The organism is Streptomyces sp. NBC_00647 (assembly GCF_045207245.1).
Lineage (GTDB): Bacteria > Actinomycetota > Actinomycetes > Streptomycetales > Streptomycetaceae > Streptomyces.
The window spans coordinates 3,153,196-3,177,436 of sequence record NZ_CP109040.1 but is presented as its reverse complement, the minus strand read 5'-3'; the positions used below and the strand labels follow the sequence as shown (position 1 = coordinate 3,177,436).

Sequence of the window (24,241 nt, the reverse complement as noted above, 5' to 3'; positions counted from 1 at the left end):
TTGGCTTTTCGCCGCTCGGATCACACGGACCACTGGGGCCCCGCGGGTGGCCTCGACGCCGTGGACGGCTCGGGGCCCGCCGCTGCGCCGGTCAGGCCTTGAGGGCGGCGTCGATCGCCGTGGTGAAGTCGGCCACCGTCATCGGCGCGTTGCCGTCCGCGCCGGTGAGCTTCTTGCCGTCCATCACCAGGCTCGGCGTGCCGGTGACACCGTCCTTGTTGTTGTCCCACGTCTTCGACATCGCCAGTGCCCAGGCGTCGTAGGTGCCCTTCTTGACCGCGTTCTGGAACGTGGTGTTGTCCTTCAGCGCGGGGACGGTGTTCGCGACCTTGATGAGGTAGGCGTCGTCCTTGAACTTGTCGGTCGTCTCGTCCGGGTGCCACTTCGCCGAGTACAGCGCGGTCTTGTACTTGAGGAACGCCTCGGGGCTGACGTTCAGGGCGGCGCCCATCGCGCTCATCGCGTTCTTGGAGCCCTCGCCGCGGGAGCCGATCTGTCCCTTGCCGAGCGAGTCCCCGTCGAGGAACGTGCCACCGACGTACTGGATCTTGAACTTGCCGTCGTCGAGGTCTTTCTCGACGGTCGAGCCGACGGTCTGCTCGAAGCTGGCGCACACGGGGCAGCGCGGGTCCTCGTAGAGCTTGAGGGTCTTCTTGGCGGTGTCCTTGCCGATGACGACCGTCGTGCCCTTGGTGCCCGTGGTGTTGGCCGGGGCGACGACCTTGGCGTCCTTCAGGCCCTCCCAGTAGGTGGGCTTGTTGTTCTGCACGACCGCGTAGCCGATGCCGCCCGCTATCGCGAGGACCGCGACGAGGGAACCGGCCACGATCGCCTGGCGCTTGATCTTGTCGCGCTTGGCCTGGCGCTCGCGCTCGGCACGCAGTCGCTCTCGGGCCGCGGTCTTCTCCGCCGCGCTGTTCCGCTTGCTCATGGTGGTGATCTCCATCAGGGACGCGCACTCGTCGTACGCGGAATACGTATGGGGGACTGCTGGTGCTCAGGGCTGTGCCCGGGAGCGGTCACTCAGGCGAAGGCGACCGGGCGGGGCGGTCCGCGGCGTCCCAGGGAGTGCACGAACAGGCGGGTGCGGGCGGCGGCCGACCGGCGCGCGGTGCGCGGCAGCGGACGGGCCGGGGCGAGCCGTACGGTCACCGCGGCGACGGCGAGCAGCAGCGGCCGGAACGTCGTCGCGGCCACGGCACGCAGGAACTGGTCCAGGGCGCGCTCGCCGCGGCGCAGCCAGGCGGCCGCGAGCAGGCCGACGGTGACATGCGCGCCGAGCAGCAGCCAGGAGGCGGCCGGGTCGGCCTGCGCGAGCAGGGCGGCGGCACGGTCGGGGGCGCCGCCGGTCACCCGGGCCAGCGGGGTGCCCACGCTGCTGCCGCACAGCACGTCGAAGCCGACCGAGCGCAGCGGACCCGCGACCGGGCCGCCCGCCCTGCCGTAACAGACGTGCTGGCCCGTGGTGAACACGGTGTCGGCGGCCAGTTCCAGCGGGATCAGCAGGGCCGCGATCCGGCCGAAGCCCCGCTCACGGCCCGCCAGGGCGAAGGAGAGGGCGAAGACGGCGGCGGCGATCGCGGCCACGGTGGACAGCGGCAGCGGAACGCGGGACAGCAGCACGTGCGACGCGGCGGAGAGTGTCACGACGACGGTCGTGAACACTGCCGCGCGAACGGCTCTGAGCTGGGTCCCGGATATGTCCATAGCGGAGGTGAGTCTCCCACGCGCTCCCGTAAGCGTCCCCTAAAGGGTTCCTGTGCGTTACGGGAGCGTTGTGAGGAGCAGCGCGGAGCGCGTGCCCTACAGCCCCGGGATCCGTCCGTTGCGGAACAGGTCCACGAAGATCTGGTGGTCGCCGCGGGCGCGGGTGCCGTAGTCGTGCGCGAAGTCCACCAGCAGGCCGGCGAAGCCGTCCTCGTCGGCCGCGATGGCCGCGTCGATGGCCCGCTCCGTGGAGAACGGCACCAGCTCCGAGTGGCCGCTCTCGTCGTCCGCCGCCGCGTGCATCGTGGCGGTGGCCCGGCCGAGGTCGGCGACGACCGAGGCGATCTCCTCGGGGTCGTCGATGTCACCCCAGTCCAGGTCCACGGCGTACGGCGAGACCTCGGCGACCAGCTGGCCCGCGCCGTCCAGCTCGGTCCAGCCGAGCCACGGGTCGGCGTGCGCCTGCAGGGCACGCTGGGAGATCACCGTGCGGTGGCCCTCGTGCTGGAAGTACTCGCGGATCGAGGAGTCCGTCACGTGCCGGGAGACGGCCGGGGTCTGCGCCTGCTTGATGTAGATCACGACATCGTTCTCCAGGGCGTCGCTGTTGCCCTCCAGAAGGATGTTGTAAGACGGCAGTCCGGCCGAGCCGATGCCGATGCCGCGGCGGCCCACGACGTCCTTCACGCGGTACGAGTCCGGGCGGGCCAGCGAGGACTCCGGAAGCGTCTCCAGGTAGCCGTCGAAGGCCGCGAGGACCTTGTAGCGGGTGGCGGCGTCCAGCTCGATGGAGCCGCCGCCCGGCGCGAACCGGCGCTCGAAGTCGCGGATCTCGGTCATCGAGTCGAGCAGCCCGAAGCGGGTCAGCGAGCGGGCGTCGCGCAGCGCGTCCAGGAGCGGGCCCTCGGCGGTCTCCAGCGTGAAGGGCGGCACCTCGTCGCTCTTGGCGCCGGTGGCGAGGGCGCGGATGCGCTCGCGGTAGGCGGCCGCGTACACCCGCACCAGCTCGGTGATCTGCTCGTCACTGAGCGCCTTCGCGTAGCCGATGAGGGCGACGGAGGCGGCGAAGCGCTTGAGGTCCCAGGTGAAGGGGCCGACGTAGGCCTCGTCGAAGTCGTTCACGTTGAAGATCAGGCGGCCCTGGGCGTCCATGTACGTGCCGAAGTTCTCGGCGTGCAGGTCGCCGTGGATCCACACCCGCGAGGTCCGCTCGTCCAGGTACGGGCCGCCCCGCCGGTCCTGGTCGAGGTCGTGGTAGAAGAGCCCCGCGGTGCCGCGGTAGAAGGCGAACGCCGAGGCCGCCATCTTGCGGAACTTCACACGGAACGCGGCCGGGTCGGCGGCCAGGAGCTCGCCGAAGGCGGTGTCGAAGACGGCGAGGATCTGCTCGCCGCGTTGCTCGGCGCTGAGCTGCGGGACCGACATCGCTGGGTGCCTCCTGGTGCAGGTGGTGCGTGGCTGACAGGGCGGGCGCGCCGCCCCGGGGACAAGGGGTCCGTCCACTTCCAACGGACGAAGATACGCGGGAGTGCCCGGGTCCCGGCGGCGAACCTGCGCCCGGGATCCCGGCCCCCGCATGAAGGTACGGGTGATCCTCCGCCGAGTGTCAGTCGCGCGTCATAGACTTCGACGCTGACCCCCCAGACTGTCCGCAGCCTGTCACCAATGGTTCTTCCTGGAGGCCGAAACCGTGTCGAAGCCGCCGTTCACGCACCTGCACGTCCACACCCAGTACTCGATGCTGGACGGTGCCGCGCGGCTCAAGGACATGTTCGACGCGTGCAACGAGATGGGCATGTCCCACATCGCGATGAGCGACCACGGCAACCTCCACGGGGCCTATGACTTCTTCCACACGGCGAAGAAGGCGGGCGTCACCCCGATCATCGGCATCGAGGCGTACGTCGCCCCGGAGTCCCGGCGCAACAAGCGCAAGATCAAGTGGGGCCAGCCGCACCAGAAGCGCGACGACGTGTCCGGTTCGGGTGGTTACACGCACAAGACGATCTGGGCGGCGAACCGGACGGGCCTGCACAACCTCTTCAAGCTCTCCTCGGACGCGTACGCCGAGGGCTGGCTCCAGAAGTGGCCCCGGATGGACAAGGAGACGATCTCCCAGTGGTCGGAGGGGCTCATCGCCTCCACCGGCTGTCCCTCCGGCGAGCTCCAGACCCGGCTGCGCCTCGGCCAGTTCGACGAGGCGCTGAAGGCGGCCGCCGAGTACCAGGACATCTTCGGCAAGGACCGCTACTTCCTGGAGCTGATGGACCACGGCATCGAGATCGAGCGCCGGGTCCGCGACGGACTCCTGGAGATCGGCAAGAAGCTCGGCATCCCGCCCCTGGTGACGAACGACTCGCACTACACGTACGCGCACGAGGCGACCGCCCACGACGCCCTGCTGTGCATCCAGACCGGCAAGAACCTCTCCGACCCGGACCGCTTCCGCTTCGACGGCACCGGCTACTACCTGAAGTCGACGGACGAGATGTACGCCGTCGACTCCTCGGACGCCTGGCAGGAGGGCTGCGCCAACACCCTCCTGGTGGCCGAGCAGATCGACACGACCGGCATGTTCGAGGCGAAGAACCTCATGCCGAAGTTCGACATCCCGGACGGCTTCACCGAGGTCACCTGGTTCCAGGAGGAGGTGCGCCTCGGTATGGAGCGCCGCTTCCCCGGCGGCGTCCCCGACGACCGCCAGAAGCAGGCCGAGTACGAGATGGACGTCATCATCCAGATGGGGTTCCCGGGGTACTTCCTCGTGGTCGCCGACTTCATCATGTGGGCCAAGAAGCAGGGCATCGCGGTGGGCCCCGGCCGTGGTTCCGCGGCCGGCTCGATCGTCGCGTACGCCATGGGCATCACCGACCTCGACCCGATCCCGCACGGTCTGATCTTCGAGCGGTTCCTCAACCCCGAGCGCGTCTCCATGCCCGACGTCGACATCGACTTCGACGAGCGTCGGCGCGTCGAGGTGATCAGGTACGTGACCGAGAAGTACGGCGCCGACAAGGTCGCCATGATCGGCACGTACGGCAAGATCAAGGCGAAGAACGCCATCAAGGACTCCGCGCGCGTGCTGGGCTACCCGTACGCCATGGGCGACCGGCTCACCAAGGCGATGCCCGCCGACGTCCTCGGCAAGGGCATCGACCTGAACGGCATCACCGACCCCTCGCACCCCCGCTACGGCGAGGCCGGCGAGATCCGCGGGATGTACGAGAACGAGCCGGACGTGAAGAAGGTCATCGACACCGCCAAGGGCGTCGAGGGCCTGGTCCGGCAGATGGGCGTGCACGCCGCCGGCGTGATCATGTCCAGCGAGCCCATCGTCGACCACGCGCCCATCTGGGTGCGGCACACCGACGGCGTGACCATCACGCAGTGGGACTACCCCCAGTGCGAGTCGCTGGGCCTGCTCAAGATGGACTTCCTGGGCCTGCGCAACCTCACGATCATGGACGACGCCATCAAGATGGTGAAGGCCAACAAGGGCATCGACCTGGAGATGCTCGCCCTCCCGCTGGACGACCCCAAGACCTTCGAACTGCTCTGCCGCGGTGACACCCTCGGCGTCTTCCAGTTCGACGGCGGCCCGATGCGCTCGCTGCTCCGCCAGATGCAGCCCGACAACTTCGAGGACATCTCCGCCGTCTCGGCCCTCTACCGGCCGGGCCCGATGGGCATGAACTCGCACATCAACTACGCGGAGCGCAAGAACGGCCGCCAGGAGATCACGCCGATCCACAAGGAGCTGGAGAAGCCGCTCGAGGAGGTCCTGGCCGTCACCTACGGCCTGATCGTCTACCAGGAGCAGGTCCAGAAGGCCGCCCAGATCATCGCCGGGTACTCGCTCGGCGAGGCCGACATCCTGCGCCGCGTGATGGGCAAGAAGAAGCCCGACGAGCTGGCGAAGAACTTCGTCCTCTTCCAGGAGGGCGCCCGCAAGAACAACTACAGCGACGAGGCCATCCAGGGCCTGTGGGACGTGCTGGTCCCCTTCGCCGGCTACGCCTTCAACAAGGCCCACTCCGCGGCGTACGGACTCGTCTCGTACTGGACCGGCTACCTGAAGGCGAACTACCCGGCCGAGTACATGGCCGCGCTGCTCACCTCGGTGAAGGACGACAAGGACAAGTCGGCCGTCTACCTGAACGAGTGCCGGCGCATGGGCATCAAGGTGCTCCCGCCCAACGTGAACGAGTCCGAGCAGAACTTCGCCGCCCAGGGCGACGACGTGATCCTCTTCGGCCTCTCGGCCGTTCGCAACGTCGGTACGAACGTCGTGGAGTCGATCATCCGCAGCCGCAAGGCCAAGGGGAAGTACGCCTCCTTCCCCGACTACCTCGACAAGGTCGAGGCGGTCGCCTGCAACAAGCGCACCACGGAATCGCTGATCAAGGCGGGCGCGTTCGACACGATGGGGCACACCCGCAAGGGCCTCACCGCGCAGTTCGAGCCGATGATCGACAACGTGGTGGCGGTCAAGCGCAAGGAGGCCGAGGGGCAGTTCGACCTCTTCGGCGGCATGGGGGACGAGGACACCAGCGAGCCCGGCTTCGGACTCGACGTGGAGTTCACGACCGACGAGTGGGACAAGGCCTACCTGCTCGCCCAGGAGCGGGAGATGCTCGGCCTGTACGTCTCCGACCACCCGCTCTTCGGCCTCGAGCACGTGCTGTCCGACAAGGCGGACGCGGGCATCTCCCAGCTGACCGGAGGCGAGCACGGGGACGGCGCGGTCGTGACGATCGGCGGCATCATCTCGGGCCTGCAGCGCAAGATGACCAAGCAGGGCAACGCCTGGGCGATCGCCACCGTGGAGGACCTCGCGGGCTCCATGGAGTGCATGTTCTTTCCGGCGACGTACCAGCTGGTGTCGACCCAACTCGTCGAGGACGCGGTCGTCTTCGTCAAGGGGCGCCTCGACAAGCGCGAGGACGTGCCGCGCCTGGTCGCGATGGAGCTCCAGGTCCCCGACCTGTCGAACGCGGGCACCAACGCGCCCGTGATCCTCACCATCCCGGCCCTGAAGGTCACTCCGCCCATGGTCAGCCGCCTCGGCGAGATCCTCAGCCACCACAAGGGCGAGAGCGAGGTCCGCATCAGGCTCCAGGGCCCGCGCAAGACCACGGTGCTGCGGCTCGACCGGCACCGGGTGAAGCCGGACCCGGCGCTCTTCGGCGACCTGAAGGTGCTGCTCGGCCCGTCCTGCCTGGCCGGCTGACGAGACGAGCACCGAGGGGCGCATCCGGTACCGGATGCGCCCCTCGGTGCGTGCCTGGGCCTCAATGGCCCGCGCGGTGGCCTCAGTTGTGGCCGAAGCGCTTCTGATGCTTACGGGCAACATCAGCGGGGCTGCCCTGAGCCTGCGACATCGGCGACTGCTGTGCCTCCGCCGAAGACCGCTGTGCCTGCTCCTGCGCACGCTCAGCCTGCGAGGAGCGGTCGGCGTGGCCGCCCTGCTTGCGGTTCTTGTTCTTGGCCATGGTGATCTGCCTCCTGAAGGGGATCTAGGGGCCAGGGCCGCGACCAGACTCACATAGGCTGAGAAGTGGCGCATTTCGTAGAATTACCGTGCGTAATAAGACCTGTCGGTAGGTGTTCTCGCGATCCGCCACGCCGAAGATCGAGTTCCGGCCGTTAACCTCCGCACGGTCGGGCAGACTCGAAGGAAGCCCGAAGCAAACCTCCCGGAAAGAGGGTGGATCGCGTGGACCGCTGCATCGTCCTGGTGGACGCCGGGTATCTGCTCGGGGCTGCTGCCAGTCTCCTCGCCGGGGAGCCTTCGCGATCCCGGATCACCGTCGACCACGCCGCCCTCATCCAGGGCCTGCGCGAGCGCGCCGAGTCCGACACGGAGCGGCCCCTGCTGCGCATCTACTGGTTCGACGGCGCCCCCGACCGGGTGCCGCAGCCCGAGCACCGCAGGCTGCGCGTGATGCCCCGGGTGACGGTGCGCCTGGGGGCACTGACCCGCAGCGACGGGCGGTGGGCGCAGAAGGGCGTGGACGCCGCCATGCACGCCGAGCTGACCGAGCTGGCGCGCAACCGCGCCTGCTCCGACGTGGTCCTCGTGACCGGCGACGGGGACCTGCTGCCGGGCATGATGGCCGCCAAGGAGCACGGTGTCGCCGTACACCTGTGGGCCGTGCAGGCCGCGGACGGTGACTACAACCAGTCCGAGGACCTGGTGGCCGAGGCCGACGAGCGGCGGGTGCTCGACCGGGCCTGGATCACCAAGGCGGTCCGCGCCAAGGACCTCGGCGGGATCTGCGCGCCGCCGCCGGTGCCGCGCCCGGAGATCGCCGCCATCCTCTCCGCGCCGCTGCCCGAGTCGGCGCTCGCGGCGGCGGCCGAGCGCTCCGTCCAGGAGACCGAGCACCACCAGGCGGCCGCATCGCAGAACGGCACCCAGGAGCGGGCGTCCGCCCCCAAGGGGGTCCCCACACCGAAGGACCTGGCCGCGCTGCGCGGACCGGGCACCCAGGCCGCCCAGCACCCCACGAACGCGACGCTGCGCTGGTCCTCGGACAAGGGCTGGGTCGACCGGCCCGGCGGCGCCACGGAGTCCCCGGAGGCCGCCGCGCTGCCCACGCTCGCCCAGCTCACCTCCGCGGAGCAGCGATGGGCGGACCGTGAGGAGGACATCACCACGGTCGGCGGTGATCCCTTCGAGGTCGGGCAGGTCTTTGCACGCCGCTGGATGGGGCGCCTCACCGACCCGAGTCATCTGCAGAAGCTGTCGGCGATGTACCCGCGGGTGCCGCACCGGGTGGACGGCGAACTGCTGCGCTACGCGGCCCGTTTCGGCCTGCTCGCGCACAAGGACGACCAGATCGACGAGCACGACCGCTATGCGATCCGGGCCGGATTCTGGCGGGAGATCGATGTGCGCACCGCGGCGGAACACGCCCCCGTCGGGGAGTGATCCGAAGCCGTCGGCGAGGGGGCGCGGAGGCCTTCGCCGACGGCCCGCCACGGCCCCGAGCGCATAACGGGGCATCGGACCACGTACTCTCGTCCTTCGTGAGTACGCGCACGGCACAGGCAGTCCGGAACGGACACAGGGGCGATGTCGTGTGCGCCGTCCGAGGTCTCACCAAGACCTATCCGGCGGTCCGCGGCCGTCGCGGCACCCCGGCGACACCCGAGGTCAGGGCCACCGACGGGGTACGTCTGGACATCCACCGGGGCGAGATCTTCGGGCTTCTCGGGCCGAACGGCGCCGGCAAGTCCACCCTCGTACGCCAGCTGACCGGGCTGATGCGGCCCGACAGCGGCAGTGTCGAGATCCTCGGACACGACATCGTGCGTCACCCCGAGCGGGCCGCACGCATCCTCGCCTACCTGGGGCAGGAGTCCACCGCCCTCGACGAGCTGACCGTGTCCCTCGCCGCGGAGACGACCGGACGCCTGCGCGGACTCGACCTGCGCTCGGCGCGGGCCGAGCGCGACGCGGTCCTCGACGAACTGGGTCTGACCGCGCTCGCCTCCCGCCCCCTGAAGAAGCTGTCGGGCGGTCAGCGCAGGCTCGCCTGCCTCGCCGCCGCGCTCGTCGGGCAGCGCCCGCTGCTGGTCCTCGACGAGCCCACCACCGGCATGGACCCGGTCGCCCGGCGCGCGGTCTGGGCCGCCGTCGACCGGCGCCGGGTGGAACAGGGCGCCACGGTCCTGCTGGTCACCCACAACGTCATCGAGGCCGAGACCGTCCTCGACCGGGTCGCCGTCATGGACGAGGGGCGCGTGATCGCCTGCGACACCCCGGCCGGGCTCAAGGAACGGGTCGCGGGCGAGGTCCGGGTCGAACTCGTCTGGCGTACCAGCGCCCCGCTCCATGTCCCCGAGGTCGCCGCGCTGCGCGACCGCGCCGTCGAGTCGGGCCGCCGCTGGACCCTGCGGCTCGCGCCCGAGGAGGCCCGCGCGGCCGTGGCCACGGTCACCGGTGGGGCCGCCTTCGCCGCGCTCGACGACTTCACGCTGGCCACGCCCAGCCTGGAGGACGTCTACCTGGCACTGGGCGGCCACGCGACACAGGGACTGGTGAAGGCGTGAGTGTCCGGGGCGTGGAATCCGTACGGGAGAGGGGCGTCGTACGTGTGCGGAACAGGACGGCTGCCGGAGCGAAGGGGAGCAGTTCGACGTGAGTGTCGTACCCGCTGAAGTGCTGCCGGGCAGCGTGCTGCCCGTGGCCGAGGACGCCGACGGCGCCGCGGAGCTGGGGCCGCGCGCCCGGCTGTGGCCGTCGCTGGCCGCCGTGTACCGGGCGCAGCTCTCCCGGGCCCGTGTCGCGCGGATCCCGCTGCTGTTCGTGGCCACCTTCCAGTCCGTGGGCATCATGATCATGATGCGTGGGGTGGTGGACGGCGGCGACGAGGCGCGCGCCGTGGTGGCCGGGTCGACCGTCCTGGTCGTGGCCTTCGTCGCGCTCAACCTGCTCGCGCAGTACTTCGGGCAGCTGCGGGCGAGCGGTGGGCTCGACCACTACGCGACGCTGCCGGTGCCGCCGGCGGCCGTGGTGCTCGGCGCCGCGGCCGCGTACGCGTCCTTCACCGTGCCCGGCACCGTCGTCACCGCCGTCTTCGGGTGTCTGCTCTTCGGGCTGCCGCTGGCCCATCTGTGGGTGCTCGCCGCGGTCGTCCCGCTCGCGGGCGCCGCGCTCGCCGGGCTCGGGGCCGCTTTCGGGCTGCTCGCGCCGCGGCCCGAGCTCGCCACGCTGCTCGGCCAGCTGGGCATGTCCGCGGCCCTGCTGCTGGGCGTGCTCCCGGCGGACCGGATGCCGGCCGTGGTGCAGTACGCCCGGGACCTGCTGCCCTCGACGTACGGTGTCGAAGCCTTCGCGCGCACCTTCGGGGCACACCCCGACTGGGCCGTCGTCCTCGGTGATCTGGCCGTGTGCGCCGGAGTCGGGGTGGCCTCGCTGGCCCTCGCGGCCTGGGCCTATCGCCGGGCAGCCGTCCGGTGACGCGGCCGACGGCGGGGCCTGGCACGATGTCAGGGTGACCGCTCCGCTGACTCCACCTCCGCCGCCGCACGAACAGTCCCCCGAGGGCCGGCAGCAACCGCACCCTGCCTGGCAGGCTCCGCCCGCTTCCGGCCCCGCGGGTTACCCCGTGTATCCGGCCGCGTACGAGGCCTCCTACGGACAGGACGGACCCGGGATGAAGACCGAACTGCGGGAGGCCGCCGTGATCACGGTCGCGGTCGCGCTCGCGGGGGCTGTGCTCGGGGTGCTCTGGTGGTGGCTCGCCCCGCACGTGCCGCTGATCGCGGACGACACCGCGGTGTACCTCAAGGACACCGAGGGGGAGCAGGCCATCGGCGTCGACGGAACGTTCACCCTGCTCGCGCTGGGCTTCGGAGCGCTGAGCGCCCTCGTCGTGTTCCTCGTCCGGCGGCGCGGCGGTGTGCCCCTGGTGATCGGGCTCGCCGTCGGCGGTCTGCTCGGATCGCTCCTCGCCTGGCGGATCGGGATCTGGCTCGGGCCCACACAGAACGTGGTCGCGCACGCCAAGGCCGTGGGCAAGGGCGTCACGTTCTCCGCGCCGCTGAAGCTCGGGGCCAAGGGCGCGCTGCTCGCGTGGTCCCTGAGCGCCCTGGTGGTCCACCTCGGCCTCATGGCCCTGTTCGGCCCCCGGGACCCCGACCCGTACCAGCAGAGCCCCTACCCGGCCACGCCGCCGGGGCCTCCCACCGCTTAGTCCCTGTCCGGTCGAAGGACCGGCGGGCGGACGGGGCGGACCGGGCAGGACCGGCCGGACGTCGGAAGAGGTGCCGCCCGGCCGGCCCCGGGTGCGGGGCGTGGGTCACGCCGGACGGCGGCCGTGGTTCGAGCGACCCTTCCTGATGCGCCACTTGCGTTTCCGCGTCTTCTTCGACATGTCCCTCGTGCTTAACCGAGGACGGGACATCCGTCGAGGGGTCACGCACGCCCGACGGGCGCGGACACCGCTTCCGTGAGCTTCGCCAGATCGGCGGGGGAGAGCTCGACCTCCAGGCCACGGCGGCCCGCGGAGACGCAGATCGTGGCGTGGCCGGCCGCCGAGGAGTCCAGTACGGTGCGGAGCTTCCTGCGCTGGCCGAGCGGCGAGATGCCGCCGCGGACGTACCCGGTCGTGCGCTCGGCCGCCGCCGGGTCGGCCATCGCCGCCCGCTTGCCGCCCACCGCCGTGGCGAGGGCCTTGAGGTCCAGGGAACCCGCCACCGGCACGACCGCGACCACGAGCGCGCCGTCCACGTCCGCCACCAGGGTCTTGAAGACCCGGTCCGGCGAGACGCCCATCGCCTCGGCCGCCTCCTCGCCGTAGGACGGGTGGGACGGGTCGTGCTCGTAGGCGTGGACGGTGTACGCGACGCCCGCCTCCGTCAGCGCCACCGTCGCCGGGGTGCCGCCGGACTGCTGCTTCTTGGACTTCTTGGCCATCGACCTTCTCGCATGCGTCAGTTCAGGCTCGTCGGGCCGCGCGTCAGGTCCGACGCCGGCAACGACGGAAGATTACGGATGATCGCGGTCTCCGCGCGCAGCAGTTTCAGCTCCTCGCGCAGCCGGGACGCCGTGTCGGAGGCCTGCAGCAGCCGCTGCCTGGCCGGGACGTCCAGCATCACGGCGGCGGCGACGAGATAGGAGACGACCGCCGGTTCGTCCGGCAGGTCCGCGCCGGTCGACAGCGAGCGCTCCCGCGCTCCGGCCAGCCGCTTCTGGTACTGGCGGAAGGCGCGCAGGACGCCCTCGGCGAGCGCGCCCGCCTCGTCGCCCGGGTCCTCGGGCAGTTCCTCCAGTTCGGCCGTCAGGAACGCGCCGGAGGCGTCCACGGACAGCAGACGGACCCGTGTGGTGCCCGTCGCCAGCACCTCGAAGCTGCCGTCGGCGCGCTCGCGGACCGTCGCCGCGTCCGCGATGCAGCCCACTTCGTGGAAGGCCTTGAGCGGATCGTCGCCGAAGCCGGCGGCGGGCCCGCGCTCGGGAACGGCGGTCTGGTCCGGCATGCCGGGCGCGGTGGGCGACACCTCATGGCCGTCGCGGATGGCGACGACGGCGAAGCGGCGGGGTTCGTCCTCGGGGGTCTTGAGCAGATCGCGCATCATCGCGCGATAGCGCTCCTCGAACACGTTCAGAGGAAGCACGAGCCCGGGGAACAACACCGAGTTCAGGGGGAAGAGCGGGAGCCGGACGGTGGTCACGACGGGAAAGCCTAATGGTCGCCGGAGCGGGCGCGTCCGCCGTGCCCGCTCCCTGGATGCGGATCGGGGTCCGCATCCCGCAGCGGAAGCCCCGAGGCGACCTCCAGACGGATGCCGTCGCGCAGCTCCAGGAACTGCCCGAGCGGGTCGTCGGAGACCCGGTCCCAGGGGAACGAGGTCGCGTACGGGCCGATGAGACGCAGCTGCTCCAGCGCGTCCTGCCAGCGCTCCAGCCGGACCAGGACGTACGTCAGCAGATTGCGTACCTCGGCGGGCCACGGGTCGGCGGCGGCGTAGGACGCGGAGACCGCGATCGCGAGGTCGGCCGCGGCGTCGAGGCGCTCGCGGGGGACCTCGGGACCGCCGCCCTCGGTCAGATAGGCGAAGGCCGCGCGCACCGGCAGCGCCTGGACCAGGGAGCCCGGCAGCGCGTCCTGCGCGGCCGGCTCGGCGAAGTCGAAGCACTCCCGGTGCGAGCCGTACCAGGCGGCCGAGAGGTACTGGAGAGCGGCGACGTGGCAGCCGTAGTGGTGCGGGGAGCGCCGGACGGCCTGGGCCCACAGCTGCTCGAACTCGGTGTGCCCGGTGTTCGTGCCGCGGGCGTGGTCGAGCGCTATCCGCCACGGAACCGGGTCGTGCGGGTCGCCCTCGGCGGCGGACATGATCAGCGGACCGACCTCGCGCAGCAGCTCGACCCGCGCGGGCGACTCCCAGCCGCGGCGGACCGCCAGCTCGGCCCTGACGAGCAGGACGTCCGGGTCGTGCGGGTCGGCGGCCTGCCACTCCGTGAGCCACGTGTCGCGGGAGCGCGCGAAGGTGGCGAGGCGCATGGCGTACCGGTCGCGGTTCTCCCACTCGGCGGACTCGCGGGTGGTGGCCAGCAGCTTGGCCGCGGGGACGTGGTCGCCCCCGGCCGCCGCGACGAGTGCGGGGCCCAGACGGTCGTCGGGCGCGTCGAGCAGTACCTCGTCGTCGGCGGGCAGTCCGGAGGCGAGGCGTGAGGTGTTCCGTGCCATCCGGGCCGTACGGAGGAGAGCGCGCAGCAGTGCCATGGTGTCGACCATTGAAAGCCGCAGGTCGGAGCAGTGCCAGAGGTGGGCGGTGACACTTTCGTAACCACCGTTTGGTTGTGCGACACACGGTCAAGGGCGGCTAAAAGGTTGATGGAGATCCGGTGTGCGGCACCGGCCTCCCGGAAGCCGAGCGGGGCCCGGTCCGCCGTGCGGAGGACCGGGCGGCGGAACGGACGGGAGAGGGCTCGGACGCGAGACGGTACGGGCAGGTGGCGGCACGGATCGGAGGCCGCACTTCGGCACAGCCCCTCGCGACCGGCGCCCCGCGCGTCATCCCGGGCCCCCTTCGCGACCGGCGCTCCGCGCGTCAGCCGGGCTCCCTTCGTGCCGGCGCTCCGCGCGTCAGCCGGCCCCCCTCGCCCCGACGGCCCGCGCGTCAGCCCCGGCGCCCCGCGCGTCGGCCCGCGCGTCAGCCCCGTCGCAGCAGTCGTGTGGCCCCCGCGGCCACCGTCGTCGCCAGGATCCAGCCGAGGAGGATCACCACCGCCGCCAGCCACTGCCAGCCGCCGCGCAGCTGCCAGAATCCGGCCTGGCCCAGGTCGATGACCGGCAGCAGCAGATCCAGGGCGAAGAGCGAGGCGTTCCACGGGGGATGCCCGTCGCCGTTGGCCGGGGTGCGGCCGGCGTGCGCGAACGCGACCGACGTCGCCGCCCACAGCACCGCCATCCACAGGGCCGCCCGGCCCGGCCGGTACCCGTAGGCGACCGTCCAGTCCTGCGCGTAGCCCCAGAGCTTGGCGGCCAGCGGCAGGGTCTCGCGGCGGCGGCGCTGCTTGGCGAGCAGCACCTCGCGGGCGTCCTCGTCCTCGCCGGAGTTGCGCAGCACCGTGGCCAGACGCTCGTACGGCTCCGGGTTGTACTCGGCGGTCGCCGCCGTCACCCACTCCAGGCGCCGGGTCAGCGGGAAGGCGCCCTGCGGGACCAGGCTCTCGTACGTGAAACCGCCCATGTGGAGGTTGCCCGGCGCCGGCCAGCTGGACGCCCGGTCCACCAGGTTGACGATCCGCGCCCCGGACAGCACGACCTTGCCGCGCTCGGGCCGCTCGCCGAGGAAGCGCAGCTCGGGCGTCTGGACCCGGAGCAGCGACAGCTCCTGGTCGTCGTCGAAGGTGAAGCGGGCCCGCTCGAGGTCGAGCGCGTCACCGAACCGCCCGTCGTCCAGGCGGACCCCGCCCTGGCACTCGAACCGCTGCACCAGCGTGCCGCGCGCAGGTGTGGTGCCGCTGGTCAGCACCGGATTGCCGAGGCCCGCGGGGGTCATGTACAGCGTGCGGTTGACGGTCAGCTGGGGGGCGTTGAGGGCGAGCCGGGTGTACGGGTTGCTCAGCCTGCTGCCGCGCAGACTCAGCGACACGCCCACGGTGGCGCCGCGCAGGCTCAGCTCGCCGTGCGACTCCAGCATCTCGGCCTGGAGGTCCTGTCCGACGGTCATGCCGTCGCCGGTGATGGAACGCCCGCGCCGGTCCCGGTAGACCACGGCCTGGTTGAGCAGCAGGTCCGTGCCGATGTGCGCGTCCGTCAGCCGTACCCCGTTGTGGAAGCGGCAGCGCGGCAGATGAAGATCGCCCTCGGTGTGCAGCCGGGCCGCCTCCAGGCGCGGCACCGCGCAGTCCACCAGCCGTACGGTCGTGAACCGCGCCTCCGGCAGCAGGACCTCCTTCTCGAACCGGCACCCCTTCAGCTCCACGTACGGCACCACCGTGCCGCCCGCGAGATCGAGCACATCGGTGATCCGCACGCCGGTCAGCTTCAGGGAAGCGACCCGGCCCTGGAGGGCGGGCGGCCCGTCGAGCAGCAGCCAGGCGACTATCCGGGCCCGGACACTCCGCTCGGGCCCCCACGGATGGCCGCCGTGCGGATCGTCGACGGTGGTGTCGCCGGCGCGCAGGTCGTACACGCTGCCGTTGCGGAAGGCCTGCCACATCCCGGCTTCGGCGGCGGTCAGTTCGTCCGGCAGGTCCCCGGTGCGGATGCCGGCACCCTCGGTCACGGCACGTCCCTTCCTCCCCAGCTACTCGCGGGTTTCGTACATTCGTGCAATGCCCGCTCAGTGACGGCCCGAACGCTACTGGTGACGGGGATCTTCCGCGGAACCGAAGGTGGCTTGTATCAGCCATTGATACGGGCGTCCGGCGCCTTGTCGCCGTCTGAGAGAATTGGGTCCGTGATCTCCCGAATCGATCTGCGCGGCGACGCCCTCCCCGAGGGGTCCGCCCTGCGCGACCTGCTGCCCCGAGCCGACTTCGACGTCTCGGCCGCCCTGGAGAAGGTGCGACCGATCTGCGAGGCCGTGCATCATCGGGGCGACGCGGCGCTGATCGACTACGCGGAGAGGTTCGACGGAGTACGGCTGGACTCCGTACGTGTTCCGGCCCGGGCCATCGCCGACGCCCTGGAGCAGCTCGACCCCGCCGTGCGCGCGGCCCTCGAGGAGTCCATCCGCCGCACCCGTCTCGTCCACCGCGAACAGCGCCGCACGACGCACACCACCCAGGTCGTGCCGGGCGGCTCGGTCACCGAGAAGTGGGTACCCGTCGACCGCGTGGGGCTCTACGCCCCCGGCGGCCGCTCCGTGTACCCGTCTTCCGTGATCATGAACGTGGTCCCGGCGCAGGAAGCCGGCGTCGGGTCCATCGCGCTCGCCTCCCCGGCCCAGTCCGAGTTCGGCGGCCTGCCGCACCCGACGATCCTCGCCGCCTGCGCCCTCCTCGGCGTCGACGAGGTGTACGCGGCCGGCGGCGCCACGGCCGTCGCGATGTTCGCGTACGGCACCGAGTCCTGCCCGTCCGCCGACATGGTCACCGGCCCCGGCAACATCTGGGTCGCCGCGGCCAAGCGCTACTTCACCGGCCGGATCGGGATCGACGCCGAGGCCGGCCCGACCGAGATCGCGGTCCTCGCGGACGACACCGCCGACCCGGTGCACGTCGCCGCCGACCTGATCAGCCAGGCCGAGCACGACCCGCTCGCCGCCGCCGTCCTGGTCACCGACTCGGCGGCCCTCGCGGACGCGGTGGAGAAGGAGCTGGAGCCGCAGGTCACGGCCACCAAGCACATCGACGACCGGATCGTCCCCGCCCTGCGCGGCAGGCAGTCCGCGATCGTCCTCGTCGACGGAATCGACGAGGGCCTGCGGGTCGTCGACGCGTACGGCGCCGAGCACCTGGAGATCCAGACGGCGGACGCGGCGGCGGTCGCCGACCGGGTCAGGAACGCCGGAGCGATCTTCGTCGGCCCCTGGGCCCCGGTCTCGCTCGGCGACTACGCGGCGGGCTCCAACCACGTCCTGCCCACCGGCGGTTGCGCCTGCCACTCCTCGGGCCTGTCCGTCCAGTCCTTCCTGCGCGGCATCCACATCGTCGACTACACGAAGGACGCGCTCGCCGACGTCGCCCATCACGTGGTGACGCTCGCGGAGGCGGAGGACCTGCCCGCGCACGGCGCGGCGATCAAGGCAAGGTTCGGCTGGAAGGTACCCGAAGGCAAGTGACCGGCATCGACGATCTCCCCGTACGGGACGAGTTGCGCGGCAAGACCCCCTACGGCGCACCCCAACTCGACGTCCCCGTACGCCTGAACACCAACGAGAACCCCTACCCGCTGCCCGAGCCGCTCGTCGAGCGGATCACCGAGCGGGTCCGCGAGGCCGCCCGCGGCCTCAACCGCTACCCCGACCGCGACGCGGTGGAGCTGCGGACCGAGCTGGCCGCCTATCTGACGAAGACCGGCAAGCACCTGGTCGGCACCGAGAACGTCTGGGCCGCCAACGGCTCCAACGAGGTCATCCAGCAACTGCTCCAGACCTTCGGCGGACCCGGCCGCAGCGCGATCGGCTTCGAGCCCTCGTACTCGATGCACGCGCTCATCGCGCGCGGCACGGGCACGGCCTGGATCTCGGGTCCCCGGAGCGGGGACTTCACCATCGACCTCCTCGCCGCCGAGCGGGCGATCGCCGAGAACCGGCCGGACGTCGTCTTCGTCACCACCCCCAACAACCCCACGGGCAACGCGGTCCCGCCCGAGACGGTCCTCGCGCTCTACGAGGCCGCGCAGGCGGCGAAGCCGTCGATGGTCGTGATCGACGAGGCGTACATCGAGTTCAGCCACGGCGACTCGCTGCTGCCGCTGCTGGAAGGTCGGCCGAATCTCGTCGTCTCCCGGACGATGTCGAAGGCCTTCGGCGCCGCCGGACTGCGCCTCGGGTATCTCGCCGCGCACCCGGCGGTGGTGGACGCCGTCCAGCTCGTACGGCTGCCGTACCACCTGTCGGCCGTCACGCAGGCGACCGCGCTGGCCGCCCTGGAACACACCGACACGCTGCTCGGCTACGTCGAGCAGCTGAAGGCCGAGCGGGACCGGCTGGTCGTCGAACTGCGCGCGGCCGGCTACGAGGTGACCGAGTCGGACGCGAACTTCGTGCAGTTCGGGCGGTTCGCCGACGCCCACGCCGCCTGGCGGAAGATCCTCGACCGGGGCGTCCTGGTCCGGGACAACGGTGTACCGGGGTGGCTGCGGGTCTCCGCCGGAACCCCGGAGGAAAACGACGCGTTCCTCGACGCGGTACGTGAGATGAAGAAGGAGCAGAGCGCATGAACCGCGTAGGACGCGTGGAGCGGGTGACGAAGGAGACGTCGGTCCTCGTCGAGATCGATCTCGACGGCTCCGGCAAGGTCGACGTGGCCACCGGCGTCGGTTTCTACGACCACATGCTCGACCAGCTCGGCCGGCACGGTCTGTTCGACCTGACGGTGAAGACCGAGGGCGACCTGCACATCGACTCGCACCACACCATCGAGGACACCGCCCTCGCGCTGGGTGCCGCCTTCAAGCAGGCACTCGGCGACAAGGTGGGGATCTACCGCTTCGGCAACTGCACGGTCCCGCTGGACGAGTCGCTCGCCCAGGTGACCGTCGACCTGTCCGGCCGCCCCTACCTCGTGCACACCGAGCCCGAGAAGATGGCGCCGATGATCGGCGAGTACGACACGACGATGACCCGGCACATCCTGGAGTCCTTCGTCGCCCAGGCCCAGATCGCGTTGCACGTGCACGTGCCCTACGGGCGCAACGCGCACCACATCGTGGAGTGCCAGTTCAAGGCGCTGGCCCGTGCCCTGCGTTACGCCTCCGAGCGCGACCCGCGCGCCGCCGGCATCCTCCCCTCCACGAAGGGCGCGCTGTGACAGGCCTGTCGAGCATCCTGATCGTCGTCGGCCTCTTCCTCCTCGGAGGCATCTACTCCTTCGTCAAGCAGGACATGCCCAAGAGCCTTGTCGTGCTGCTGTCCATCGGCGCCGCGATGTGTCTCGTCGCGGGCGTCATGAGGCTGGAGGTGTGGAGTTGAGCGCATCCAAGAAGGTCGTCGTCTTCGACTACGGCTTCGGAAACGTACGGTCCGCCGAGCGCGCCCTCGCACGCGCCGGCGCCGAGGTCGAGATAACGCGCGACTTCGACACCGCGATGAACGCCGACGGTCTGCTGGTGCCCGGCGTCGGCGCCTTCGCCGCCTGCATGCAGGGCCTCAAGGAGGCGCGCGGCGACTGGATCATCGGCCGCCGGCTGTCCGGCGGCCGTCCCGTCATGGGCATCTGCGTCGGCATGCAGATCCTCTTCTCGCGCGGCATCGAGCACGGCGTGGAGACCGAGGGCCTGGACGAGTGGCCGGGCACGGTCGGGCCGCTGGAGGCCGACGTCGTGCCCCACATGGGCTGGAACACCGTCGACACCCCGGCCGGCTCACGGCTCTTCGCCGGTCTCGACGCCGACGCGCGCTTCTACTTCGTCCACTCCTACGCCGTCCACGACTGGTCCCTGGAAGTCGGCAACCCGCTGCTGCGCGCACCCGTGGTGACCTGGTCGACGCACGGCAAGCCCTTCGTGGCGGCCGTCGAGAACGGCGCCCTGTCGGCCACGCAGTTCCACCCCGAGAAGTCCGGCGACGCCGGAGCCCAGCTCCTCACCAACTGGATCGGAACACTGTGAGCAAGCTCGAACTCCTCCCCGCCGTCGACGTCCGCGACGGCCAGGCCGTCCGTCTCGTGCACGGCGAGTCCGGGACCGAGACCTCGTACGGCTCCCCCCTGGAGGCCGCTCTGGCCTGGCAGAGCGCGGGCGCCGAGTGGCTGCACCTCGTCGACCTGGACGCCGCGTTCGGCACCGGCGACAACCGGGACCTGATCTCCGAGGTCACCAAGGCGATGGACATCAAGGTCGAGCTGTCGGGCGGCATCCGGGACGACGCCTCCCTGGCGGCCGCCCTCGCGACCGGCTGCACCCGGGTGAACCTCGGCACCGCCGCCCTGGAGACCCCCGAGTGGGTCGCCAAGATCATCGCCGAGCACGGCGACAAGATCGCGGTCGGCCTCGACGTCCGCGGCACGACCCTGCGCGGCCGCGGCTGGACCCGCGACGGCGGAGACCTGTACGAGACGCTGGAGCGCCTCAACTCCGAGGGCTGCGCGCGCTATGTGGTGACGGACATCGCCAAGGACGGCACGCTGCAGGGCCCGAACCTGGAACTGCTGCGCACCGTGTGCGCGGCGACCGACCGCCCGGTGGTCGCCTCCGGCGGGGTGTCGTCGCTGGACGACCTGCGCGCCATCGCCGAGCTCGTGCCGCTCGGCGTCGAGGGCTCCATCGTCGGCAAGGCCCTGTACGCCAAGGCGTTCACCCTCGAAGAGGCCCTGGCGGCGGTAGCCCGGTGAGCGCCGTACGCCGCGTCTCGACCGGCGCGCCCTGGGAGGACACCTTCGGTTACTCCCGCGCGGTGGAACTGCCGAACGGCCTGGTGCTGGTGTCCGGCTGCACCTCCGTGATCGACGGCCAGATCGCCGAAGGCGACCCGTACGAGCAGGCGCTCAACTCCTTCCGCGTCGCGTTCGACGCGCTGGAGCAGCTCGGCCTCGGCCGCGACGACGTCGTCCGTACGCGGATGTACATCACCCATGCCCGGGACGTGGAGGCTGTCGGCCGCGCCCACAAGCTGCTGTTCGACGTCGTCCGCCCCGCCGCCTCCATGATCATCGTCGCGGGTCTGGTGGACTCGCGGCTCGTGGTCGAGGTCGAGGTGGAGGCGTTCCGTTCCGCCGAGGACCCTGCCGGACGGTCCGGCGAAGACCCCACAGAACAGGGAGAAGCGCAGTCATGACCCTGGCGGTCCGAGTGATTCCCTGCCTGGACGTGGACAACGGCCGGGTCGTCAAGGGCGTCAACTTCCAGAACCTGCGCGACGCGGGCGACCCCGTCGAGATGGCCAAGGTGTACGACGCCGAGGGCGCCGACGAGCTCACGTTCCTGGACATCACCGCGTCCTCGGGCAACCGTGAGACCACGTACGACGTGGTGCGGCGTACGGCCGAGCAGGTCTTCATCCCGCTGACGGTCGGCGGCGGTGTCCGCACCGCCGCGGACGTCGACAAGCTGCTGAGGGCCGGCGCCGACAAGGTCGGCGTCAACACGGCCGCCATCGCCCGGCCCGACCTCATCCGGGAGATCGCGGAGCGGTTCGGGCGGCAGGTGCTCGTGCTGTCGGTGGACGCCCGCAGGACCGAGGGCGGTTCCTTCGAGGTGACCACGCACGGCGGTCGCCAGGGCACCGGCATCGACGCCGTCGAGTGGGCCCACCGGGCCGCCGACCTGGGCGCGGGCGAGATCCTGCTCAACTCGATGGACGCGGACGGCACGAAGGACGGCTACGACATCGAGATGATCGAGGCCGTACGCAAGCACGTCACCGTTCCGCTGATCGCCAGCGGCGGTGCCGGCCGGCTCGGTCACTTCCCGCCGGCCATCGAGGCGGGCGCCGACGCGGTGCTGGCCGCGTCCGTCTTCCACTTCGGGGACCTGCGGATCGGCGAGGTCAAGGACGCCCTGCGCGAGGCGGGCCATCCCGTCCGCTGACGATCCCGCACCACCGCACCACCGTTCACGGCCCGCACCCGGGCAGCCTCAGCTGCCGGGTGCGGGCCGTGTCCTGTGCGGGCCGTGTATTTTGCGGGGCCGTGTTCTGTGCGGGGCCGTGTTCTGTGCCCGAGGGACCCGACCCGCGCCGCGGACCCTCGGCACCGCGGGTCGGGGCCGGGGTGCGAGGGGCCGGCGGTGTGCCGGGTGCGGGGGTGTGCGGGCCAAGACCGGTGATTCTGCCGATGTACGGGCCGGGTTCGGGGCGGACAGTTGCCACCGCAACCACCGAGACGGACCCCCGCCGTCATCGCAGCGTGCGCCTTCCGACCCATGCCAGGGCGGCGCTCCGGCCGCGGCGCGGGTCCGTCCTCCCTCACCGAGAGGATGCACCCACCGTGCAGCAGCCGAACCGCCCCTTCCCCGCCGCACCCGTCGGCCCCGATCCGTCCCCCCGCCGCCCGCACCGGCTCACGAGCCGTCTGGCGCGGGCCGGCCTCGCGGTGCTCCTGGCCGCGGGCGGCCTCGTCGCCGCGCAGGCCACCGGAGCGCAGGCCATCGGAGCACCGGTCGTCTCGGCGCAGGCCGCCGCGAACCCGTACGAGCGCGGCCCCGCCCCCACGGTCGCCAGTATCGAGGCCGCCCGTGGGTCGTACGCCGTCTCCCAGACCACCGTCTCCTCGCTGTCCGTGAGCGGCTTCGGCGGCGGCACCGTCTACTACCCGACCTCGACCAGCGACGGCACCTTCGGCGCGGTCGTCATCTCACCCGGGTACACGGCCTACCAGTCGTCCATCTCCTGGCTCGGGCCCCGGCTCGCCTCCCAGGGCTTCGTGGTGTTCACCATCGACACCCTCACGACCCTCGACCAGCCCGACAGCCGTGGCCGGCAGTTGCTGGCCGCGCTCGACTACCTGACGCAGCGCAGTTCCGTGCGGACCAGGATCGACAGCAGCCGGCTCGGGGTCATGGGGCACTCGATGGGCGGTGGCGGCACGCTGGAGGCCGCGAAGAGCCGCCCGTCGCTCCAGGCGGCGATCCCGCTCACCGGCTGGAACCTGGACACCACCTGGCCGGAGATCAAGACGCCGACCCTGATCGTGGGCGCCGACGGCGACACGATCGCACCGGTGGCCACGCACTCCCAGCCCTTCTACAGCAGTCTGCCGAGCACGCTCGACAAGGCGTATCTGGAACTCAGGGGCGCCACCCACTTCACGCCCAACAGCTCGAACACGACGATCGCGAAGTACAGCATCTCGTGGCTGAAGCGGTTCATCGACAATGACACCCGCTACGAGCAGTTCCTCTGCCCGCTGCCGCAGGCCTCGCTGACGATCGCCGAGTACCGGGGCAACTGCCCGCACACCTCCTGACCGCTCGGCGCGGTCCGACCAGTGCACAGGTGACGGCCGCCGTTCCGGTGGCCGTCACCCGCGTGCGGGGGTGGCCCCGAGGCGGACCGCGGTCCTTGTGCGGGCGCACAAGCCTTGCGTGACGAGCCTGGGAGCACGCCCAGCCGAAGCCCCGCGAGGGCCTGTCCGCCCAGGTCACAGGGGTTGTCCAAGCCCGCGGGGACAAGTGAACGTGGGACTTCCGCCATCGTTTACGCGGAAGTAACGTGGCGGTCGTGACGGGAAACGCGACTGCGCGAAGTCCACTCCGGACGGCGGGCCGGAGACCATTACCGCCGCCCGCTCGGAGTGCGTCGGACGAGCCGGGCCCGGGCCGCGACCCCGGTCGGCCAACCGCTCCCGGGCGGGAGCGGGAATCCCTCCCGGCGCCGGGTTCCACGGCGCCGCCTGCCGCCGGACCCGGCCCGGCGGCACTCCTCCGTCGCGCCGGTCCCGGCGACGGAAGCGCGGGCCGACGCCGGGAGCGTCCGGAACCCCGGGCCGGTACGGGCACCGGTCCCGGTGACGACCCCGCGGTATACGACTCGGCTCCGACCGGCACCCCGTCACCGGGGTCCGGAGAGGGAGCCGAGCCCGGTACACCGCTCGCCACCCGACTTGACGCGTCGGCGGGCACACCGCCCGGCACCCGGCCCGAGGCACCGCCCGACGCCCGGCCCGGCCCGGACCGGCTGCCGACCGGTGAGCCGTCGGGCCTTCCCCCCTCCGGCTCCTCGGGCCCCTCGGGTTCCTCGGGTTCCTCGGGTTCCTCGGGTTCCTCGGGTTCCTCGGGTTCCTCGGGTTCCTCCGGTTCGGCCGGTTCGGCCGGGCTGTTCGCCCACGAGTCCGAAGAGGCCGAGCCCGCCATCCCGTCGGGTGCGTCGGCGGGTACACCGCCGGGCACCCGGCCCGCGGCGCCGCCCGGCACCCGGACCGGCGCCTCGCCAGGAAGGGACCGGCTGCCGGCCGGTGAGCCGTCGGCCC

22 protein-coding genes are annotated in these 24,241 nt (G+C 71.5%); 14 read left to right on the top strand and 8 right to left on the bottom strand.

Features of this window, described 5'->3' with window-relative positions:
• Positions 1 to 91 precede the first annotated feature (91 nt).
• The 3 genes from OG788_RS14025 to OG788_RS14015 all read right to left on the bottom strand — a co-directional run bounded on the left by OG788_RS14025 (position 92) and on the right by OG788_RS14015 (position 3,132).
• A complete protein-coding gene (locus OG788_RS14025; RefSeq protein ID WP_351540145.1) occupies positions 92 to 931 on the bottom strand; it encodes a thioredoxin domain-containing protein in 840 nt (279 codons plus the stop codon).
• 92 nt (positions 932 to 1,023) lie between these two features.
• Entirely contained in the window at positions 1,024 to 1,707 is a 684-nt protein-coding gene (locus OG788_RS14020) for a hypothetical protein (protein WP_406371086.1), read from the bottom strand.
• A 96-nt stretch (positions 1,708 to 1,803) separates the two neighbouring features.
• A complete protein-coding gene (locus tag OG788_RS14015; RefSeq protein WP_351540151.1) occupies positions 1,804 to 3,132 on the bottom strand; it encodes a DUF2252 domain-containing protein in 1,329 nt (442 codons plus the stop codon).
• Between the two features lie 265 nt (positions 3,133 to 3,397).
• Here OG788_RS14015 and dnaE point away from each other — a divergent pair, with 265 nt between their 5' ends.
• Positions 3,398 to 6,937, top strand: coding sequence for a DNA polymerase III subunit alpha (gene dnaE, locus OG788_RS14010; RefSeq protein ID WP_406371084.1), 3,540 nt, complete (start codon positions 3,398 to 3,400; stop codon positions 6,935 to 6,937).
• Positions 6,938 to 7,019: 82 nt separating this feature from the next.
• Here dnaE and OG788_RS14005 read toward each other — a convergent pair whose 3' ends face one another.
• A complete protein-coding gene (locus tag OG788_RS14005; protein ID WP_266757739.1) occupies positions 7,020 to 7,199 on the bottom strand; it encodes a hypothetical protein in 180 nt (59 codons plus the stop codon).
• A 224-nt stretch (positions 7,200 to 7,423) separates the two neighbouring features.
• Between OG788_RS14005 and OG788_RS14000 the strand changes: the two genes are divergently transcribed.
• The 4 genes from OG788_RS14000 (at position 7,424) to OG788_RS13985 (ending at position 11,411) form a co-directional block, all read left to right on the top strand.
• Entirely contained in the window at positions 7,424 to 8,641 is a 1,218-nt protein-coding gene (locus tag OG788_RS14000) for an NYN domain-containing protein (RefSeq protein WP_406371082.1), read from the top strand.
• A gap of 149 nt (positions 8,642 to 8,790) precedes the next feature.
• Entirely contained in the window at positions 8,791 to 9,765 is a 975-nt protein-coding gene (locus tag OG788_RS13995; protein ID WP_406371080.1) for an ABC transporter ATP-binding protein, read from the top strand.
• Positions 9,766 to 9,853: 88 nt separating this feature from the next.
• Positions 9,854 to 10,675: an ABC transporter permease gene (locus OG788_RS13990; RefSeq protein ID WP_406371078.1), complete on the top strand. Its 822-nt coding sequence runs from the start codon at positions 9,854 to 9,856 to the stop codon at positions 10,673 to 10,675.
• Positions 10,676 to 10,709: 34 nt separating this feature from the next.
• Positions 10,710 to 11,411: an AAA family ATPase gene (locus OG788_RS13985; protein WP_406371076.1), complete on the top strand. Its 702-nt coding sequence runs from the start codon at positions 10,710 to 10,712 to the stop codon at positions 11,409 to 11,411.
• Positions 11,412 to 11,632: 221 nt separating this feature from the next.
• Here the strand turns inward: OG788_RS13985 and ybaK are convergent, their stop codons facing one another.
• From ybaK to OG788_RS13965, 4 genes are all read right to left on the bottom strand, one after another.
• Positions 11,633 to 12,133: a Cys-tRNA(Pro) deacylase gene (gene ybaK, locus OG788_RS13980; protein WP_351540171.1), complete on the bottom strand. Its 501-nt coding sequence runs from the start codon at positions 12,131 to 12,133 to the stop codon at positions 11,633 to 11,635.
• Between the two features lie 17 nt (positions 12,134 to 12,150).
• Positions 12,151 to 12,891 carry an LON peptidase substrate-binding domain-containing protein gene (locus OG788_RS13975; protein WP_266757729.1) on the bottom strand — a complete coding sequence of 247 codons (741 nt, stop codon included), beginning with the start codon at positions 12,889 to 12,891 and terminating at the stop codon, positions 12,151 to 12,153.
• An 11-nt stretch (positions 12,892 to 12,902) separates the two neighbouring features.
• Complete coding sequence (locus OG788_RS13970; RefSeq protein ID WP_351540174.1) at positions 12,903 to 13,943, bottom strand: hypothetical protein; 1,041 nt, start codon at positions 13,941 to 13,943, stop codon at positions 12,903 to 12,905.
• Positions 13,944 to 14,373: 430 nt separating this feature from the next.
• On the bottom strand, positions 14,374 to 15,954 hold the full coding sequence (locus OG788_RS13965) for an oxidoreductase (protein ID WP_406371074.1): 1,581 nt from the start codon (positions 15,952 to 15,954) through the stop codon (positions 14,374 to 14,376).
• 174 nt (positions 15,955 to 16,128) lie between these two features.
• On the opposite strand from OG788_RS13965, the gene hisD reads away from it, so the two are divergent.
• The 9 genes from hisD (at position 16,129) to OG788_RS13920 (ending at position 23,239) form a co-directional block, all read left to right on the top strand.
• A complete protein-coding gene (gene hisD, locus OG788_RS13960; protein WP_406371072.1) occupies positions 16,129 to 17,454 on the top strand; it encodes a histidinol dehydrogenase in 1,326 nt (441 codons plus the stop codon).
• Positions 17,451 to 18,557 (top strand): histidinol-phosphate transaminase, encoded by a 1,107-nt coding sequence (locus OG788_RS13955; RefSeq protein ID WP_406371070.1) that lies wholly within the window; start codon positions 17,451 to 17,453, stop codon positions 18,555 to 18,557. The genes hisD and OG788_RS13955 overlap by 4 nt, the downstream gene beginning before the upstream one ends.
• Entirely contained in the window at positions 18,554 to 19,147 is a 594-nt protein-coding gene (gene hisB / locus OG788_RS13950; RefSeq protein WP_266757720.1) for an imidazoleglycerol-phosphate dehydratase HisB, read from the top strand. Before OG788_RS13955 ends, hisB begins: the two co-directional genes overlap by 4 nt.
• A complete protein-coding gene (locus OG788_RS13945) occupies positions 19,144 to 19,308 on the top strand; it encodes a hypothetical protein (protein ID WP_261708150.1) in 165 nt (54 codons plus the stop codon). The genes hisB and OG788_RS13945 overlap by 4 nt, the downstream gene beginning before the upstream one ends.
• The gene (gene hisH, locus OG788_RS13940) at positions 19,299 to 19,946 is read left to right on the top strand and encodes an imidazole glycerol phosphate synthase subunit HisH (protein WP_351540187.1); all 648 of its coding nucleotides are present in this window, start codon (positions 19,299 to 19,301) and stop codon (positions 19,944 to 19,946) included. Before OG788_RS13945 ends, hisH begins: the two co-directional genes overlap by 10 nt.
• Positions 19,943 to 20,668: a bifunctional 1-(5-phosphoribosyl)-5-((5-phosphoribosylamino)methylideneamino)imidazole-4-carboxamide isomerase/phosphoribosylanthranilate isomerase PriA gene (priA, locus tag OG788_RS13935; protein ID WP_266757714.1), complete on the top strand. Its 726-nt coding sequence runs from the start codon at positions 19,943 to 19,945 to the stop codon at positions 20,666 to 20,668. Before hisH ends, priA begins: the two co-directional genes overlap by 4 nt.
• Positions 20,665 to 21,111, top strand: coding sequence for a RidA family protein (locus OG788_RS13930; protein ID WP_351540193.1), 447 nt, complete (start codon positions 20,665 to 20,667; stop codon positions 21,109 to 21,111). Before priA ends, OG788_RS13930 begins: the two co-directional genes overlap by 4 nt.
• Complete coding sequence (gene hisF / locus OG788_RS13925; RefSeq protein ID WP_406371069.1) at positions 21,108 to 21,863, top strand: imidazole glycerol phosphate synthase subunit HisF; 756 nt, start codon at positions 21,108 to 21,110, stop codon at positions 21,861 to 21,863. The genes OG788_RS13930 and hisF overlap by 4 nt, the downstream gene beginning before the upstream one ends.
• Positions 21,864 to 22,261: 398 nt before the next feature.
• The gene (locus OG788_RS13920) at positions 22,262 to 23,239 is read left to right on the top strand and encodes an alpha/beta hydrolase family protein (RefSeq protein WP_406371067.1); all 978 of its coding nucleotides are present in this window, start codon (positions 22,262 to 22,264) and stop codon (positions 23,237 to 23,239) included.
• The last annotated feature ends 1,002 nt before the right edge of the window (positions 23,240 to 24,241 follow it).

Excerpts from the sequence above, each read along its gene's own strand:
- OG788_RS14020 (WP_406371086.1), bottom strand. The coding sequence starts at position 1,707 with ATGGACATATCCGGGACCCAGCTCAGAGCCGTTCGCGCGGCAGTGTTC.
- OG788_RS13970 (WP_351540174.1), bottom strand. The coding sequence starts at position 13,943 with ATGGCACTGCTGCGCGCTCTCCTCCGTACGGCCCGGATGGCACGGAAC.
- hisF (WP_406371069.1), top strand. The coding sequence starts at position 21,108 with ATGACCCTGGCGGTCCGAGTGATTCCCTGCCTGGACGTGGACAACGGC.
- hisB (WP_266757720.1), top strand. The coding sequence starts at position 18,554 with ATGAACCGCGTAGGACGCGTGGAGCGGGTGACGAAGGAGACGTCGGTC.
- OG788_RS14025 (WP_351540145.1), bottom strand. The coding sequence starts at position 931 with ATGAGCAAGCGGAACAGCGCGGCGGAGAAGACCGCGGCCCGAGAGCGA.
- OG788_RS14015 (WP_351540151.1), bottom strand. The coding sequence starts at position 3,132 with ATGTCGGTCCCGCAGCTCAGCGCCGAGCAACGCGGCGAGCAGATCCTC.
- ybaK (WP_351540171.1), bottom strand. The coding sequence starts at position 12,133 with ATGGCCAAGAAGTCCAAGAAGCAGCAGTCCGGCGGCACCCCGGCGACG.
- OG788_RS14005 (WP_266757739.1), bottom strand. The coding sequence starts at position 7,199 with ATGGCCAAGAACAAGAACCGCAAGCAGGGCGGCCACGCCGACCGCTCC.